The sequence below is a fragment of the Streptomyces sp. NPDC002671 genome, assembly GCF_053592475.1.
This window is the reverse complement of record NZ_JBSFVU010000019.1, coordinates 106,466-122,786: the sequence shown is the minus strand read 5'-3', so window position 1 is coordinate 122,786 and position 16,321 is coordinate 106,466. Positions and strand designations below refer to the sequence as shown.

17 protein-coding genes and 1 pseudogene are annotated in these 16,321 nt (G+C 73.1%); 11 read left to right on the top strand and 7 right to left on the bottom strand.

All coding sequences use genetic code 11. The annotated features are described in order from the left end of the window. Position 1 precedes the first annotated feature (1 nt). The 3 genes from ACWD35_RS27850 to ACWD35_RS27840 are packed head-to-tail and all read left to right on the top strand — an operon-like array spanning position 2 to position 3,113. The gene (locus ACWD35_RS27850) at positions 2-823 is read left to right on the top strand and encodes an alpha/beta fold hydrolase (protein WP_451354048.1); all 822 of its coding nucleotides are present in this window, start codon (positions 2-4) and stop codon (positions 821-823) included. After that, a complete protein-coding gene (locus ACWD35_RS27845) occupies positions 820-2,031 on the top strand; it encodes a glycosyltransferase (protein WP_451354047.1) in 1,212 nt (403 codons plus the stop codon). Before ACWD35_RS27850 ends, ACWD35_RS27845 begins: the two co-directional genes overlap by 4 nt. Beyond that, positions 2,028-3,113: a class I SAM-dependent methyltransferase gene (locus tag ACWD35_RS27840; protein ID WP_451354046.1), complete on the top strand. Its 1,086-nt coding sequence runs from the start codon at positions 2,028-2,030 to the stop codon at positions 3,111-3,113. Before ACWD35_RS27845 ends, ACWD35_RS27840 begins: the two co-directional genes overlap by 4 nt. 34 nt (positions 3,114-3,147) lie before the next feature. On the opposite strand, the gene ACWD35_RS27835 is transcribed toward ACWD35_RS27840, so the two are convergent. Next, on the bottom strand, positions 3,148-4,164 hold the full coding sequence (locus ACWD35_RS27835) for a lysylphosphatidylglycerol synthase transmembrane domain-containing protein (RefSeq protein ID WP_451354045.1): 1,017 nt from the start codon (positions 4,162-4,164) through the stop codon (positions 3,148-3,150). A 250-nt stretch (positions 4,165-4,414) separates the two neighbouring features. Here ACWD35_RS27835 and ACWD35_RS27830 point away from each other — a divergent pair, with 250 nt between their 5' ends. Further along, entirely contained in the window at positions 4,415-5,059 is a 645-nt protein-coding gene (locus tag ACWD35_RS27830; RefSeq protein WP_451354044.1) for a DedA family protein, read from the top strand. A 6-nt stretch (positions 5,060-5,065) separates the two neighbouring features. Here the strand turns inward: ACWD35_RS27830 and ACWD35_RS27825 are convergent, their stop codons facing one another. Beyond that, positions 5,066-5,593: a gamma carbonic anhydrase family protein gene (locus tag ACWD35_RS27825; RefSeq protein WP_451354043.1), complete on the bottom strand. Its 528-nt coding sequence runs from the start codon at positions 5,591-5,593 to the stop codon at positions 5,066-5,068. A gap of 120 nt (positions 5,594-5,713) precedes the next feature. Between ACWD35_RS27825 and ACWD35_RS27820 the strand changes: the two genes are divergently transcribed. Next, on the top strand, positions 5,714-6,478 hold the full coding sequence (locus tag ACWD35_RS27820) for an acyltransferase (protein WP_451354042.1): 765 nt from the start codon (positions 5,714-5,716) through the stop codon (positions 6,476-6,478). Between the two features lies 1 nt (position 6,479). Here the strand turns inward: ACWD35_RS27820 and ACWD35_RS27815 are convergent, their stop codons facing one another. Next, positions 6,480-7,337 carry an EamA family transporter gene (locus ACWD35_RS27815; RefSeq protein WP_451354041.1) on the bottom strand — a complete coding sequence of 286 codons (858 nt, stop codon included), beginning with the start codon at positions 7,335-7,337 and terminating at the stop codon, positions 6,480-6,482. Between the two features lie 93 nt (positions 7,338-7,430). On the opposite strand from ACWD35_RS27815, the gene ACWD35_RS27810 reads away from it, so the two are divergent. Together ACWD35_RS27810 and ACWD35_RS27805 are read left to right on the top strand one after the other, a co-directional pair. Then, positions 7,431-8,003 carry a helix-turn-helix domain-containing protein gene (locus ACWD35_RS27810; protein ID WP_451354040.1) on the top strand — a complete coding sequence of 191 codons (573 nt, stop codon included), beginning with the start codon at positions 7,431-7,433 and terminating at the stop codon, positions 8,001-8,003. A gap of 41 nt (positions 8,004-8,044) precedes the next feature. Continuing rightward, positions 8,045-8,602, top strand: coding sequence for a YbaK/EbsC family protein (locus ACWD35_RS27805; RefSeq protein ID WP_451354039.1), 558 nt, complete (start codon positions 8,045-8,047; stop codon positions 8,600-8,602). A 50-nt stretch (positions 8,603-8,652) separates the two neighbouring features. On the opposite strand, the gene ACWD35_RS27800 is transcribed toward ACWD35_RS27805, so the two are convergent. Then, positions 8,653-9,780, bottom strand: a complete 1,128-nt coding sequence (locus ACWD35_RS27800) for a cation diffusion facilitator family transporter (RefSeq protein ID WP_451354038.1) — start codon at positions 9,778-9,780, stop codon at positions 8,653-8,655. A gap of 61 nt (positions 9,781-9,841) precedes the next feature. Between ACWD35_RS27800 and ACWD35_RS27795 the strand changes: the two genes are divergently transcribed. Further along, a complete protein-coding gene (locus ACWD35_RS27795; RefSeq protein ID WP_451354037.1) occupies positions 9,842-10,207 on the top strand; it encodes an ArsR/SmtB family transcription factor in 366 nt (121 codons plus the stop codon). A gap of 2 nt (positions 10,208-10,209) precedes the next feature. Here the strand turns inward: ACWD35_RS27795 and ACWD35_RS27790 are convergent, their stop codons facing one another. The 3 genes from ACWD35_RS27790 to ACWD35_RS27780 all read right to left on the bottom strand — a co-directional run bounded on the left by ACWD35_RS27790 (position 10,210) and on the right by ACWD35_RS27780 (position 13,752). Then, entirely contained in the window at positions 10,210-11,433 is a 1,224-nt protein-coding gene (locus tag ACWD35_RS27790; protein ID WP_451354036.1) for a 4-hydroxybenzoate 3-monooxygenase, read from the bottom strand. Positions 11,434-11,513: 80 nt separating this feature from the next. Next, positions 11,514-13,151, bottom strand: coding sequence for an APC family permease (locus ACWD35_RS27785; RefSeq protein WP_451354035.1), 1,638 nt, complete (start codon positions 13,149-13,151; stop codon positions 11,514-11,516). 211 nt (positions 13,152-13,362) lie between these two features. Further along, on the bottom strand, positions 13,363-13,752 hold the full coding sequence (locus tag ACWD35_RS27780) for a CoA-binding protein (protein ID WP_451354115.1): 390 nt from the start codon (positions 13,750-13,752) through the stop codon (positions 13,363-13,365). 893 nt (positions 13,753-14,645) lie between these two features. Here ACWD35_RS27780 and ACWD35_RS27775 point away from each other — a divergent pair. The 3 genes and pseudogenes from ACWD35_RS27775 to ACWD35_RS27765 form a co-directional block, all read left to right on the top strand. Beyond that, positions 14,646-14,987: pseudogene (locus ACWD35_RS27775) on the top strand (hypothetical protein); the annotation flags it as partial. Next, a complete protein-coding gene (locus tag ACWD35_RS27770; protein ID WP_451354034.1) occupies positions 14,984-15,517 on the top strand; it encodes a SixA phosphatase family protein in 534 nt (177 codons plus the stop codon). The pseudogene ACWD35_RS27775 and the gene ACWD35_RS27770, both read left to right, overlap by 4 nt. Before the next feature lie 79 nt (positions 15,518-15,596). Beyond that, positions 15,597-16,223: a YigZ family protein gene (locus ACWD35_RS27765; protein ID WP_451354033.1), complete on the top strand. Its 627-nt coding sequence runs from the start codon at positions 15,597-15,599 to the stop codon at positions 16,221-16,223. The last annotated feature ends 98 nt before the right edge of the window (positions 16,224-16,321 follow it).

Below are 16,321 nucleotides of genomic sequence, written 5' to 3'. Positions count from 1 at the left end.
CATGGCGATGCTCGACGCCGGCGGCATCCGGCTGCACGTCCAGCGCATGGGTCCCGCGCCCGGCCAACCCCCGCGCGCCACGGTCGTCCTGGTGCACGGGCTGCTCACCGACAGCCTGGCCAGCTACTACTTCACCGTCGCGCCCGCCTTCGCGGCGGCCGGACTCGACGTCGTCATGTACGACCTGCGCGGGCACGGCCGCAGCGAGCGCCCGCCGGACGGCTACACGCTCGACCACAACATCGACGACCTGGAGGCGCTCCTCGGGCGGCTGGACGTCACCGGGCCCGTTCACCTCGTCGGCAACTCCTACGGCGGCACCATCGCCTTCGGCTACGCGGCCCGACACCCGGAGCGCGCCGCCACCCTCACCCTGATCGAATCCGAACCCGCGACCGCCGCCTGGGCCGCGAAACTCGGCGGCATCCTGCGCCGGGTGGTGACCGAACTCGCGCACAACGAACCCGACGCCCTCGCCTGGATCACCGCCCACCGCGGCCACAACACCGCCCGCCTCGCCAAGGGCGCGGCCCGGCTCGCCCGCGAGACCACCCTCGGCCGGGACATCCCCGCCAGCCGGGTGCTGACCCAGGCCGAGATCGGCGCCGTACGCTGCCCCGTCCTCGGCGTGTACGGCGGCGACTCGGACCTGGTGGACCTGGTCCCGCTGAAGAAGACGCTGCTCGCGGACTTCCGGGCGGTGGTGCTGCCGGGGCACGCGCACTCGGTGCTGGTCGAGGCGGCCGGAGCCGTCGGCGGGCACGTCCTGGACCTGATCGGCCGCCGCACGCGCGGCCTCGACACGGCGGCGAGCGTCCGGTGAGCGGCTTCCTGTTCGTCGTCCCGGCCCTGGTCGGGCACGTCAACCCGGCCGTCGGTGTCGCGGCCCGGCTCGCCGCCCGCGGCCACCGGGTCGCCTGGGCGTGCGCCGACCCGGGCCTGGTGCGGCGGCTCGCGGGAGCCGACGCCCTGGTGTTCGGCTGCGCGGGCCCCGTGCCGGGCGCCGAAGGTGCTGTACGGCCACCGGAGTTGCGCGGCGCCGAGGCGCTGAAGTTCCTGTGGGAGCGGTACCTGGTGCCGCTCGCCGAGGCGATGGCGCCCGGAGTGCGGGGGGCGGTCGAGGAGTTCCGCCCGGACGTGGTCGTCGCCGACCAACAGGCCTTCGCCGGCGCCCTCGTGGCCGAACGCCTCGGTCTGCCCTGGGCGACCTCCGCGACCACCACCGCGGAGTTCACCGGTGCCTACGACGGCCTGCCCAAGGTCGCCGACTGGCTGCGCGGGCGCCTGGCCGAGCTGCGCGCCCGCCTCGGCGACCCGGCGGGCACCGCCGACCCGCGCTACTCGCCCCACCTGCTGCTCGTGTTCAGCACACCCGAACTGATCGGCCCCCAGGCACCGTTGGCGCCCCACATCCACTACGTCGGCCCGTCCCTGGCCGACCGGCCCGCCGGGCCGGGCTTCCCCTGGGCCTGGCTGGACCCCGGGCGCGCCAAGGTCCTGGTCACCCTGGGCACCGCCAACGCCGACGCCGGCGGGCGCTTCCTCGCCGAGTGCGTCACCGCGCTGCGCGAACGCGCCGACCGGGTGCAGGCGGTGCTCGTGGACCCGGGCGGCACCCTGCCCGCCGACCAGGCCGGCCCTGCCGACCCTTCGAGCCTTGCCGACAAGGACGTGCTGGTCCTTCCGTCCGTCCCTCAACTCCCGCTGCTGGAGCGGATGGACGCGGTCGTCTGCCATGCCGGGCACAACACGGTGTGCGAGGCGCTCTGGCACGGAGTGCCGCTCGTCGTGGCGCCGATCCGCGACGACCAGCCCCTGGTGGCCGCGCAGGTCGTGGACGCGGGCGCCGGCGTCCGCGTCCGCTTCGGCCGGGTCACCGCACCCCGGCTCGGCACCGCCCTCGACACCGTCCTGCACGACCCCGCCCACCGGGCCGCCGCCGCCCGGGTCGGCGCCGCGTTCCGCGCCGCGGGCGGGGCCGGGGCCGCGGCGGACCGTCTGGAACGACTGGCAGCTACGGAGACCCGATGAGCGACCGGACCAAGGACACCGACCGCACCGACCGCACCGCGCGCATCGCCGCCCTGCGCCCCGCCTATCGGGCCGACCTGGCCGACGGCACGGACCGCTTCTTCGCCCCCCGGCGCACCACCTGCCCCTGGTGTGCCTCCGGCCGGCTCGTCACCCGCCTGCGCACCACCGACCTCCTCCAGCACAAGCCCGGCCGCTTCACCCTCGACCGCTGCGCGGACTGCGACCACACCTTCCAGAACCCCCAACTCACGGACGAGGGGCTGACGTTCTACTACCGCGACTTCTACGACGGCCTCGGCGAGCAGCGGATGAGCGGCACCTTCGGCGGTCGTACCGCCATGTACCGGGGCCGCGCCGAGGCGATGCTGCCGCACGACCCGGCCCCGAAGACCTGGCTCGACGTCGGCACCGGCCACGGCCACTTCTGCGCGACCGCCCGGACCGTCCTGCCCGACACCGCCTTCGACGGGCTCGACTTCACCGAGGGCGTCGAACTCGCCGCCCGCGAAGGCCGTGTGACGCAGGCCTACCGAGGCGCCTTCCCCGAGCTCGCGCCCGAACTCGTCGCCCGCTACGACGTGGTGAGCATGTTCCACTACCTGGAGCACAGCACCGACCCCGACCGCGAACTGCGTGCCGCGCACCAGGTCGTACGCCCCGGCGGCCATCTGCTCATCGAGGTCCCGGACCCGGAGAGCCGCTACGCCCGGCTGCTCGGCCGCTGGTGGCTGCCCTGGCTCCAGCCGCAGCACCTGCACTTCATGCCCGTCGCCAACCTGCGCCGAAGGCTCACCGAACTGGGCTTCACCGTCGTCGCCGAGCAGCACGCCGAACCGCACGACCCGGTCGACCTGCTCGCCGCCGTCTGGCTGGCCCTCGACCACACCGCCCCACGCGACGACGAGCCCTGGCTGCCCGAGCCACCCGGTGCCGTGCGCCGAGCCCTGCGCACCGCCGTGCTGCTCACGGGCGTACCCGCGCTCCTCACCGCCACCCTCCTCGACCGGTTCGCGGTGCGCCCCCTGGCCCACCGGCTCGGCCTGGCCAACGCCTACCGTCTGGTCGCCCGCCGCGAGTGAGAGGAGGGGCGCGAGTGACGTGAGTGGACGGAACTCACAGGACCTCGGAGCGGATCAGCGCCGACAGCACCAGGGCGCCCGGCACCAGCGGCAGCCAGTCGGTCAGCACCCGGTAGCCGATCACGGTCGCGGTGGCCACCGCAGGCAGGGCGCCGAAGGCGACCAGCGTCCACACCAGCGCCGCGTCCACCGCGAACCCGCCGGGCGACGGGACCGCCCCCACCGCCGTGCCCGCCGCCAGGTAGGCGAGGACGATCTGCTCCCAGGACAGCCCCAGCCCGAGCGAGGCCCCGACGCACGCGAGGGTGCTCGCCTGCACCAGCGGCAGCGCGGCGGCCCCGCCCCACAGGGCGAGCACCCGGCAGGGCCGCGTGTGCACCTCCCGGGCGTCGGCCAGGGCGGACCGCACCAGCCTCGTCACCGGGCGCCGCAACGGCCGTACGACCGTCAGCAGCACCCCGGCCACCGTGAGCGCCCCGGCCGCGAGGGCGCCGGCCGGCAGCAGCAGCCGCCCGTCCGGGACCAGCTCGCCGAGGCGCCGCCAGCTGGGGGAGAGACCCAGGAAGGCCAGCAGCACGAGCGGTTTCGCGGTGGACTTCGCCAGCGAGTACAGGCCGATCGACGCGGTCGCCCGCTCCAGCGGCACACCCCGCCCGCGCAGGAACCGCAGCGTCACGGCGTGCGCGCCGAGACCGCCGGGCAGCGCGTGGTTGGCGGCGCCCGCGGCGAACTGCGAGGCCAGCAGCTGCCCCGCCGGCAGCCGGTCCGGCAGCGCGCCCTGCCGGGCGCACGAGGCCGCCACCCAGGTCAGACAGGTGCAGCCGGCCCCTGCCAGCAGCCACCGCGGATCGGCGGCGACCAGCCGCCGGACCCCGTCGCACAGCAGGGGCCGGTGGGCCACGGCCCAGCCGCCGGCGAGCAGCAGCGGAGCCAGACACAGGGCGAGCCGTACGGGCCGGGCGGACAGCCGGGACGGCGGACGGGCCGGAGCGTCCGGCTGGGGACTGGATCGTGAGGACAGCGAGAGCGGGGAGGGCAAGGGTGAGGACACGGGGACGTCGTCCTTCCGCGGCGGGCCCTGGGGCGGGGCCGGGGGGAGGCGGGCCGGGCGAACCGCGGAGAGCCTTCCCCTCCCGCGTGACACCGGGATGTCCGAGAACCGAAGGAGCGAGGGCGGGACGGTGCCTCGCGCGCACGCGCGAAAGCCGCCGGTCACAGCCGACCAGGTAGCCTTCCCTTGGGGCGCTCTTTACATGCAGGGCCCTATAAAGGCAAGTTAAGCAACGGGGAGGAACTCAGCGGTGCACGTACAGGAATGGCTCGACACGGTGCCCCCCGGTGCTGTCTACGCCCTGGTGGCCCTGGTGATCGGCGTGGAAAGCCTGGGCATCCCGCTGCCGGGCGAGATCGTCCTGGTCTCGGCGGCCCTGATGTCCTCACAGCACTCCGGCATCAACCCGATCCTCCTCGGTGCGTGCGCGACCGCCGGCGCCGTCGTCGGCGACTCCATCGGCTACGCGATCGGCCGCAAGGGCGGACGGCCACTGCTGGCCTGGGCCGGCAGGAAGTTCCCCAAGCACTTCAGCGAGGGCCATGTCGCCACCGCCGAGCGGTCCTTCCAGAAGTGGGGCATGTGGGCCGTCTTCTTCGGCCGCTTCGTCGCCCTGCTCCGCATCTTCGCCGGCCCGCTGGCGGGCGTCCTGCAGATGCCGTACTGGAAGTTCCTGACCGCCAACGTCCTCGGCGGCATCTGCTGGGCGGGCGGCACCACGGCCGTCATCTACTACGTGGGCGTGGTCGCCGAGGGCTGGCTGAAGAAGTTCTCGTGGCTGGGCCTGGTGGCTGCCGTGCTGATCGGCCTTGCCTCCATGCTGATCGTGAAGCGCAAGGCGAAGAAGGCCCAGGCGGAACAACGAGAAACAGAGCCTGTGCCCGCCGGGGACTGAAGTCCCCTACTCGTGCACCTCGCGGTGCGCCTTGGCCAGCTCCGCATAGAGCGTGCCGTTGAGGGTCACCCCCTGCTGCTCCTCCTCGGACAGCTCCCGCCGGACCTTGGCCGGCACCCCCGCCACCAGAGACCCCGGCGGCACCACCATCCCCTGCGGCACCAAGGCCTGCGCGGCAACCAGCGAACCCGCCCCGATCACCGCCCCGTTCAGCACGGTCGCCCCCATCCCGATCAGGCAGTCGTCCCCGACGGTCGCCCCGTGCACCACGGCGTTGTGCCCGATGGACACCCGCTCCCCGACGTTCACCGGGAACCCGGGGTCGGCGTGCAGCGTGACGTTGTCCTGCACGTTCGCATCGGCGCCCACGGTGATCCGCTCGACGTCCCCGCGCACCACGGCGCCGTACCAGACGCTCGCCCCCGCGTGCAGCGTGACGTCTCCGATCACCGATGCCGTCGGCGCCACGAACGCGCCCGGGTCGACCTGGGGCTCCTTGCCGCCGATGCCCACGATCAGCGCCTTGTGCGTCATCACCGTCACCTCATGTCCGTGTCATGTCCGTAGTACGAAGCACGGTACGACAGCGCATGGGGTGAAGATCACAGCAGCCCGCCCTCTCTCCCCAAGGCAACCGATGAGTAACGTGACCCCGTGCCGAAGCGCAAGAACACGTTCTCATCCCGGCGGGACCACCTCGCCCAGCGCGCCGTGCACGCGGTCTGGTCCTGGGCCCAGCGCAAGGGCTCCATCACGGCCGAGCGCCCGGCGAAGTTCCGCTTCGGCTCGATCGGCGAAGCCACCCGCCTTGCCTTCCCGATCGGCACCGTCTTCGGCGAGCCCTGGATCCACCTCGGCTCCCACTGCATCATCGGCGAGCAGGTCACGCTCACGGCCGGCCTGATGCCGGACCTGGACCTCGGCCCCGAGCCGATCCTGCGCATCGGCGACGGCGTGGTCCTCGGCCGGGGCAGCCATGTCATCGCCGACACCACGGTGACCATCGGCCGCGACTGCTACTTCGGGCCGTACGTCTACGTCACCTCCACCAACCACTCCTACGACGACCCGCACGAGCCCATCGGCAGGCAGTGGCCGCGGATGGAGCCCGTGGAGATCGGCCCCGGCTGCTGGATCGGCACCGGCGCGGTGATCCTGCCGGGCGCCCGGATCGGCCGGAACGTGGTCGTGGCCGCCGGTGCGGTGGTGCGCGGGACCGTGCCCGACCACGCCGTCGTCGCGGGCGCGCCCGCGCGGGTCGTACGGCGCTGGACGCCCGACGAGGGCTGGCAGCCACCGCTGCGGACCCCGGCGCCGGTGCCGCCCCCGGAAGGGGTCACGCCGGAGCAGCTGCGGGCGCTCGCCGACCTCGACGAGGAAGGCGTCGAGCGGCTGGCCCGGCTGGAGGCGGACGGCTGAGTCAGCCGGTCGCCAGTAGCAGCGTCCCCAGCAGGGCGAGGCCCGCGCCCGCCGCCTGGACCGCGCGCAGCCGCTCGCTGAGGAAGCCGCGCGCGGCCAGTGCGGTCACCACCGGGTAGAGCGAGGCGAGCACGGCCGCCACGGTGACCGGGCCGTGCTGGGCGGCGACCGCGTACGTGCCGTTCGCCGCGACGTCCGCGAGGCCGACGAAGGCCAGCGCCGGCAGCGACGGCCACGGGAAGCCGCCCTCCGGGAGGGCGGGAGCGCCCCGCCGGACCGAGACGTACAGCGCGGCACCGCCCGCGGCGACATTGGTCACGCGCTGCACGAACAGCGAGAGGAACAGGCCGGTGACGGTGGTCGATGCCTCGGTGATGAGGGCGAACACGGTGCCGAAGCCGAGCGCCGCGACCAGCGTGAGAAGGATCGTCTGCCGCTGCACCGGGGCGCCCCTGAGCTGCGGTCCGCCCGCGAGGACGACGCCGGTGACGGCGACGGCGATGCCCGCGAACTGCATCAGCCCCGGACGCTCACCGAGGAACAGTCCGACGCCGACGGGGACGGCCACGCTGAGCGTGGCGAGCGGGGAGACCACGCCCATCGGGCCCAGGGCGAGCGCCTTGTAGAAGGAGAGCAGGGCGACCGGCCCGACCAGGCCCGCCGCGAAGGCGAACCACAGCCGCGGGCCGGCCTCGCTCCAGCCCCCGGTCGCCACCACGATCGCCCCCAGGACGGCTGCCGCGATCCCCTGCGAGACGACCACCACCGTCAGCGCCGGCATGCGCCGGGTCAGCAGCCCACCGCCGAAGTCGGCCAGGCCCCACAGGAGACTGGTGGCCAGGGCGAAGAATGCTGTCACGGGTCGCCTCGCAGTACAGTTCGGTGAACGATCGGGTGCACCACACCGTAGTTCAGGAAATTGAACTCTGTCATCCAGAATATTGGACGGAATGTGTCGGACCTCGACCTGCTGACCCAGTCCCTGGCGCGCAACGTCAAGCGCTGGCGCACCGAGCGCGGCTTCACCCTGGACACGCTGGCCGCCCGGGCAGGAGTCAGCCGCGGCATGCTCATCCAGATCGAGCAGGCCCGCACCAACCCGAGCCTCGGCACGGTGGTCAAGATCGGCGACGCGCTCGGCATCAGCATCACCACCCTGCTCGACTACGAGCAGGGTCCGAAGGTCCGGATCGTCCCCGCCGAGCAGGCCGTACGCCTCTGGCACACGGACGCGGGCAGCTACAACCGGCTCCTCGCGGGCACGGAGGCCCCCGGCCCGCTGGAGATGTGGGACTGGCGCCTGATGCCGGGCGAGGACAGCCCCTCCGACCCGCACCCGCCCGGCACGGTCGAACTGGTCCACGTCACGGCGGGGGAGCTGACCCTCACCGTCGACGGCGTGGAGTACCGCGTCCGCACGGGCGCGAGCGCCTCCTTCGAAGCCAGTACGCCGCACACGTACGGCAATCACGGCGACGTACCGATGGACATGGTGATGGCGGTCTCGGTCCCGCCGGTGCGCTGAGCGGTCGGCCCGGGGCTCCGCGGGGCTGTTAGCGTGCGGTCATGCGCGCACCCATCGGAGACTTCGACACCGCCACGCCCGCTCCCGACTGCCTCGACGAACTGACCGGCCCGGTCGCCGACGCCGTACGCCGCTGGCGCGGCAGCGTCCCCGCCGACCAGGTGCTGTACGTCGACACCGAGCCGCAGTGGGCGGACACCGCCGTCTTCGTGGAGCACTACGGGCGCGAGCTGCTGGAGCAGTCCGCGAACTGCGTGGTGGTCGCGGGCAAGCGGGGTGGCGAGACCACGCTTGCCGCGTGCCTCGTGCTCTCCACCACCCGGGTCGACGTCAACGGCGTCGTACGCCGCCACCTCGGCGCCCGCAAGGCCTCGTTCGCGTCGATCGACCTCGCGACGGGGGAGACCGGCATGGAGTACGGCGGCATCACCCCGGTCGGACTGCCCGACACCTGGCCCGTGTTGGTGGACGCGGCCGTCGTCGACCTGCCCTACGTCCTGGTCGGCAGTGGACGCCGGCGCGGCAAACTGCTTGTGCCGGGCAAGGCGTTCGCGGAGCTGCCGGGGGCCGTGGTGCTGGAAGGGCTCGGTGTCGCCTGAGCCGGACCGTCAGGGCGCCCTGACGTCACAGCAACACGGCGCCTGGCACGTCAGGCCACCGCGTGGTGGGCCAGCGCCAGGTGCGGGTCCGTCTCGCCCGGGACCGGCGCCGGGTCGGCGTGCACCAGGGCCGCCGTCAGCCTCGGTACGGCGTGCAACAGGGCGTGTTCGGCCTCGACGGCTATCGCGTGCGCCTGCCGTACCGTCGCCTCGCCGTCCACCACCACCGCGAGTTCGGCCCGCAGCCGGTGCCCGATCCAGCGCAGCCGCAGCTCGCCCACCGCGCGCACGCCCGGCACCGCCCGCACCGCCTGCTCGGCCCGGTCCACCAGCGCCGGGTCGACGGCGTCCATGATCCGCCGGAAGACTTCCCGGGCCGCGTCCCGCAGTACCAGCGCGATCGCGGCGGTGATCGCCAACCCCACGATCGGGTCGGCCAGTTGCCAGCCCAGGGCCGAGCCGCCGGCGCCCAGCAGCACGGCCAGCGAGGTGAAGCCGTCGGTGCGCGCGTGCAGCCCGTCGGCGACGAGCGCGGCCGAGCCGATCTCCCGGCCCACGCGGATCCGGTACCGGGCCACCCACTCGTTGCCCGCGAACCCGACCAGCGCGGCCACCGCCACCGCGGGCAGATGGCCCACCGGCCGCGGGTCGAGCAGCCGCCCGACGGCCGCCCACGCGGCGAAGGCCGCGGACCCGGCGATGGTCAGCACGATCACCAGGCCCGCCAGATCCTCGGCCCGTCCGAAGCCGTAGGTGAAGCGCCGGGTCGCCGCGCGGCGGCCCAGCACGAAGGCGATGCCCAGCGGTACGGCGGTCAGCGCGTCGGCCGCGTTGTGCACGGTGTCCCCGAGCAGCGCCACCGACCCGGAGAGGGCCACCACGACCGCCTGCGCCGCCGCGGTCACCCCGAGCACGGCCAGCGACAGCCACAGCGCCCGCATCCCGCGCGCCGAGGACTCCAGGGCGGGGTCGAGCTTGTCGGCACTCTCGTGGGAGTGCGGGGTGAGCACATGGGCCAGTCGGTGGCGCAGGGCGGCGGCGCGACCGCCGTGCTGGTGCCGGTGCGGGTGCTCGTGGGCGTGACCGTGCTCGGGCTCGTGATCGTGCCGGTGCCCGTCGTGGTGCTCATGCCCGTGGTGGTGTTCGTGCCCGTCGTGGTGCGGGTGCCGGTCGCTCACGTGCGTCCCCTTCCGGTGCGTGGGTGTGGACGCGCGGCGCCCACACCGCCATTATGTGCGTATGAGCGCACGCACGCACCTATCACCTGCGCATCATGCGCATACGCACACGCCGAGCGAAGGGCAGTTCACCCTCGCCGCCGAGCTGCTCGCCCTGCTCGGCGACCGCACCCGCCTCACCCTGCTGCACGCCCTGGCGGCGGGGGAGGCCGATGTCACCACGCTCACCGAGGCGTGCGGCGCGGCCCGGCCCGCCGTCAGCCAGCATCTGGCCCGGCTGCGCCTCGCGGGACTGGTGCAGACCCGCAAGGAGGGCCGCCGGGTGGTCTACTCGCTCAGCGACGGACACCTGCGCCGGCTGGTCGACGAGGCACTGAACGTGGCCGACCACCGGCTCGCCGAGCGGCGAGCCGAGACGGGGTCGTGACGTCAGAACGCGGCGGCCGTCCCGAGGTACTGCTCGACGAAGGCCGCCGCCGCGGCGGGCGAGGTGAACAGGCGGCGCAGCCGGGCCAGCGTGGTGCCCGCGCGGAACGGATCGCCCGAGGCGACCCCGTGGTAGATGTCCGACAGCCACTGTGAGAACTCCTGGTAGTCCCACACGCGGCGCAGCGACGCCTCCGAGTAGCCCTCCAGCCCGCTGCCGTCGCCCTCGGTGACGCACGCGACGAGCGCGTCGCCGAGGAGGAAGGCGTCGTTGAGGGCGAGGTTCATGCCTTTCGCCGCGATCGGTGCGACCAGGTGGCCGGCGTCGCCGGCGAGGAACAGCCGCCCGTGGGCCATGGGGTCGACCACGTAGTGGTGCATGTCCAGGACCCGCTTCTCGATCAGCTTGCCCTCCCTGAGCGCCGGCGCCCCGGCCGCCCCGAGCCGTTCCCGCAGCTCGGCCCAGACCCGCTCGTGCGACCAGTCCTCCGGGTCCTCGCCCGGCGGGCACTGGAGGTAGTAGCGGGTGACCTCGGGGCTGCGGGGCATGTGCCCGGCGAAGCCGCGCGGATGGATGCCGAACAGCACGCAGTCCGAGGAGGGCGGCGCCTCGGCGAGCAGCGCCAGCCAGCTGATGCCGTCGTCCTGCCGCGCGATCCGCGCCCGCTCCGGCACCAGCGCGTCCCGCGTCACCCCGCGTGCCCCGTCGCAGCCCGCGACGAACTCGGCGCGCAGCACCCGCCGCTGACCCGTGTCCGGGCAGTGGTACGACACCGCGGGCCGGTCCGTGTCCAGGTCGTGCAGGCGTACCTCCCGCACGCCGAAGCGGATGTCGCCGCCGCGTACGTCCGCGTACTCCCGCACCAGGTCCGTCACCAGCAGCGGCTGCGGATAGACGTAGTGGCGGCGGTCCGTGAGATCGGCGTACGTGAACCGGTGGCGCTCGCCGTCGAAGCGGAACTCGCAGGCGGTGTGTGTCTCGGTGCGGTCCAGCAGGTTCTTTGCCAGGCCGCGTTGTTCGAGGGCGCGTACCGCCCACTCCTCGATGATCCCGGCTCTGGGCCGGGTTTCGATGAACTGTCTGCTCTCGGTCTCCAGGACCACGCAGTCCACGGAGGCGGCCCGCAGGATGTTGCCGATGGTGAGCCCGGCGGGTCCGGCGCCCACGATGACGACCGTACGGCCTTCCTCGGGCGCGGAGTTGAGTTCGGGGTAGGGGTGCGTCACCCCCGCATTATGACGGTGTCCCGTCAGCCACGGATCGGCTGACGGGACACCGGGGGAGGGAGCTCGGTGAGCAGGGAGGGTCAGTGCGCCGGGGCGTCCGTGACCACGACCTCCTCGATGCTCTGCTCGATCGCCTCGGGCTTCGACGCGGTGGCCTTGGCCCAGTAGTAGATGCCGAGCGAGAACGCCGAGACGACCACCATGTCCCACCACAGCGGCAGGTCACCGGTGCCGCCGAAGGTGCTCAGGAAGGAGAGCAGGCCGATGCCCAGCAGGTAGGGGAGCAGCCACTGCGCGGCCTTGAAGTCCAGCCGGGGGGCGTCGGGCAGGCCCTTGCGGATCGCGTACGCGGCGTAGGAGCCGAGCAGCACGTAGCCGATCAGGATCGCGGCGCCCAGGCGCCACAGGGTGTCCCAGCCGGACCAGAAGATGATCAGGTTGGCGACCGCGAACGACAGGGGCGCGATGAACTTGCCGAACGGCAGCCGGTACGGGCGCTCGTGGTGCGGCAGGCGGTCCTTGAAGACGCCGTACGCCAGCGGGGCACCCGCGTACATCAGCACGCTCGCCGAGGTGATGAAGCTGACCAGCGTCTGCCAGCTGGGGAAGGGCAGGAAGCAGATCACGCCGGTCACGAAGGAGACCGCGAGGCCGAACCACGGAACACCGCGCGAGTCGGTCTTGGCGAACAGCTTCGGGGCGTAACCGTTCTTGGCCAGGCCGTAGGAGATCCGGGAGGTGGCGGTGGTGTAGATCAGGCCGGTGCCACCGGGGGAGATGATCGCGTCGGCGAACAGGACGAAGCTCAGCCAGCCGAGGCCCACCAGCGTGGCGAGACCGGCCCAGGGGCCGCTGATGCCGGCGTAGTCGAGGTGCGCCCAGCCCTTGGCGAAGGAGGCGTGCGGCAGGGCGACGATGAACGTGACCTGGAGCAGGATGTAGATCACGGAGCCGATCGCCACCGAGCCGAGCGTCGCGCGCGGCAGGTCCCGCTTCGGGTTGCGGCTCTCACCGGCCAGCTGGATCGCCTGCTCGAAGCCGAGCAGCGCGAAGATGATGCCGCTGGAGCTGATCGCGGTGAGGACACCCTTGGCGCCGAACGGTGCGAAGCCCTCGGAGGTGAAGTTGGCGGGGTGGAAGTTGCCGATGGCGATGATGAAGATCGCGGCGAGCGGGACGGCGATCTTCCACCAGGTGGCGGCGCTGTTGGTGTGTGCCAGGACGCGGACGCCGAGGAAGTTCACCGCGACGAAGAGCGCCATGAGGACGACCGCGACGGCGATGCCGCTGGCCGTGAGCGTGCCGTTGGCGCGCTGGAATCCGTCGGCCCACTGCCAGTGCTTGGCGTAGCCGATCATGGCCTCGACCTCGATCGGGGCCACCGTCGCGGCCTGCAGCCACGCGAACCAGCCGAACGACATGCCGGCCAGGCCGCCGAAGGCGTAGTGCGGGTAGCGGGCGGTGCCGCCGGCCACCGGGAACATGCCGCCGAGTTCGGCGTGCACCAGGGCGAGCAGCGTGATCGCCACCGCGCCGATCACCCACGAGATGATCGCCGCGGGGCCTGCCGCCACCACTGCCTTCTCGGCACCGAACAGCCAGCCGGAGCCGATGATGGAGCCCACCGAGGCCCACATCAGACCAATGAGTCCGACGTCGCGTCGCAGCCCACCGGTGTCGCTTTTGGCTGCCGGTGGAGCCAGGTCGACTTTCGCCATGTAAGTGGCCTCTCAGATCGCTTACGCAGTTTTAACGGGCAATGACGCCACAGGCTAGAGACGGTTTCCGAGCGAGCAAAAGAGTGTTAACCAAAACTTGACCTGGGATCTTAGGTGTCTTGGGCGCACGCTCAGTCACGGAGTTGTCACAGGTCAGATGGTCACTCGGAATGTCAATATTCAGCGGCGAATTGTGAGTAGAAGGAGAGATTCAGTAGGTCAGGAGGGGAATTTCGATCGCGGGGCAGCGGTCCATGACCATGTCAAGTCCGGCGTTCTGGGTCCGTTCATAGGCGGCCTTGTCTACGACGTCGAGCTGGAACCACACCGCCTTCGCCCCCTTCGCCACGGCCTCGTCGGCCACCGCTCCGGCCAGGGAGCTGTTGACGAACACGTCGACCACGTCAACCTCGAACGGGATGTCCGCGAGGGAGGCGTATCCCCGCTCGCCGTGCACCGTCTCCGCCTTCGGGTGCACCGGCACGATCCGCTTGCCGAACCGCTGCAGCACCTGCGCCACGCCGTACGCGGCCCGCCGAGGGTTCGAGGACAGGCCGACCACCGCCCAGGTGTCACCCAGCTCGGTCAGGATCCTGCGGATCTTCGCTTCGTTGCCGTAGTCGCCGTAGTCGCCGTACACGGCCGCCTCCTCGGGCTGCTCGGGGAACTGTCGTCGCGGCAACGGCACCACGCCGCGGCTGATTCCCGCCACGGTGTCCGGATCGGGGCCGCCACGGTGTCCGGAATCGGGGCAAGGTGCCTGCATACGGCCGCTTTCCCGCCTACGCTCGCTGCGTGCTGCGCATCCTCGACGCCCGAACCGGTGAGCCCGTCGCCGCCGCGCCCGCCCGGCGCGGCCTGACCCGTGTCGAGGCGCGTGCCTCCGGCCTCGACCCGACGTCCCTGCGCGTGCTGCTCACCGCCGACCTCCTCGCCCGCGCGCTGGAACTCGGCGGCACCCCCGTCTGGACGACGCTCACCGCCCCCCATGACCGGCCCGAACTCCGCCGAGCGGCCACCACCCTGTCCATCCGCCCCTTCGAGAACGCCCACGACCTCGCGCCCGGCCTCGGCGAGGCCCAGGTGATCCATGTGACGGAACAGGACTATGGGGACACGCCCGGCGCAGGGCCGGTGGTGTCGGTGGCGCCGGTGGTGTGGCAGGGGGAGCGGCGGGACGGGCCGGCCGGAGCCACGGTCGGGCTGGAGGGCGCTCCAGGCGCTCCAGGCGCTCCGGGCGCGCCGGGCAGGGCTGCGGACGGGCTGGTCGGGCCGGACCGGGCTCCGGACGGGGGAGACCGGGCCCCCGACGGGCCGGACCGGGCCCCGGACCGGGCCCCGGGTCAGCCCCGCCGGGCTCCGGGCGCCCCGGCGGATCCCGCAACCCGTCCCGCGCCCCCACCCGAATCCTTCGCAGCGCCCCGCCCCGAACCCGGCCTCGCTTCTCGTCCCGGACCTCTCCCGGAGCCCGTGGCCTTCCTGGCTGACGCCGGCGCGGACCCCGCCGCCCTTCGGCTCGCCCTGCTCTCCGTCCCGCGGCGGGAGCCCGTGCGGCTGGACGCCGCCCTCCTGGACGATGCCGCGCGCACTCTCGCCGGGTGGCGGCGGGACGTCGCCCGATGGGCGCGGCAGCCCTCGCGGCCGGTGCCCGACGAGGTGCGGGCGCGGCTGCGCGCCGCCTGGGAGGACGATCTGGACGTGCCCGCGGTGCTCGGCGTCCTGCGGGACGCGGCGAGCGAACCCGGGCTGGCGGACGGCGCCCGCTTCGAGACGTACGCCTACGCCGACCGGCTGCTCGCCCTCGACCTCGCCCGGGACCTCGGGAGCCTCGCATGATCGAACGGGCGGGTTCGGGCCCGCTGCGCCGCCTGGTCGTGCTGCGGCATGCCAAGTCCGCCTGGCCCGAGGGTGTCGAGGACCACCGCCGTCCGCTGGCGGCGCGCGGCCTCAGGGACGCCCCGGCCGCCGGCCGCGCCCTCGCCGAGGCCGACTGCCTGCCCGACCTCGCCCTGTGCTCCCCCGCCGTACGCGCCCGCCGTACCTGGGAGCTGGCCTCCGCCCAGTGGGGCACCCCGCCCGAGGTCCGCTACGACCGGCGGCTCTACGGCGCCGACGCGGAGGAGCTGCTGCAGGTCGTGCGCGAGACACCGGCCGAGGTGGAGACGCTCCTGGTGGTAGGCCACAACCCCGGTCTGGAGGAGCTGGTCCTGGAGCTGGCCGGGGACGGCCTGGACGACGCGCTGGACCGGTTGCGGGTGAAGTTCCCCACCTCCGGGATCGCCGTACTGGCCTGGCGCGGCACCGGCTGGCCGGCCCTCGCCCCGGGGGTGGCCCTGCTGACGTCGTTCACGGTGCCGCGCGGCTAGGGGTGCGGCTAGAAGTAGGGAGAAGGGGGGAAGGGGCGGCCCGCGCCGACGGGCCCGCCGTTGCGCATAGGCTGGCGGGATGCAGGACGAGTACCGCACAGTCGCCCGCGCGGGCGTGCACGAGACCGAGGTCAACCGCTCCCGCTTCCTGTGCGCGCTCGCCCCGGCGGCCACCGAGCAGGAGGCGCAGGAGTTCATCGCCTCCGTCCGCAAGGAGCACGCCGACGCCACCCACAACTGCTGGGCCTACGTCATCGGCGCCGACGCGGCCGTCCAGAAGGCCAGCGACGACGGCGAGCCGGGCGGCACCGCCGGTGTCCCCATGCTCCAGATGCTGCTGCGCCGCGACATGCGGTACGTCGTCGCTGTCGTCACCCGCTACTACGGCGGTGTCAAGCTCGGCGCGGGCGGGCTCATCCGTGCCTACGGCGGCGCCGTCGGCGAGGCCCTGGACACGCTCGGCACGCTCACCCGGCGCCGCTTCCGGCTGGCCACGGTGACCGTCGACCACCAGCGCGCGGGCAAGGTGCAGAACGACCTGCGGTCCACGGGGCGCGAGGTGCGGGACGTCCGCTACGGCGAGGCCGTCACGATCGAGATCGGCCTGCCGGACGCCGACGTGGACGCCTTCCGCGCGTGGCTGGCCGACGCCACGGCGGGCACGGCGTCGTTCGAACTGGGCGGCGAAGCCTACGGAGATGCCTGACACCTGCCACTGATCACGCAGAACGAACAATCAAGGCGCGGGGTATGTCCGGCCGATACGGGAGTAACCGCCCGTGTTGTCAGACCCCGCCGTTACTC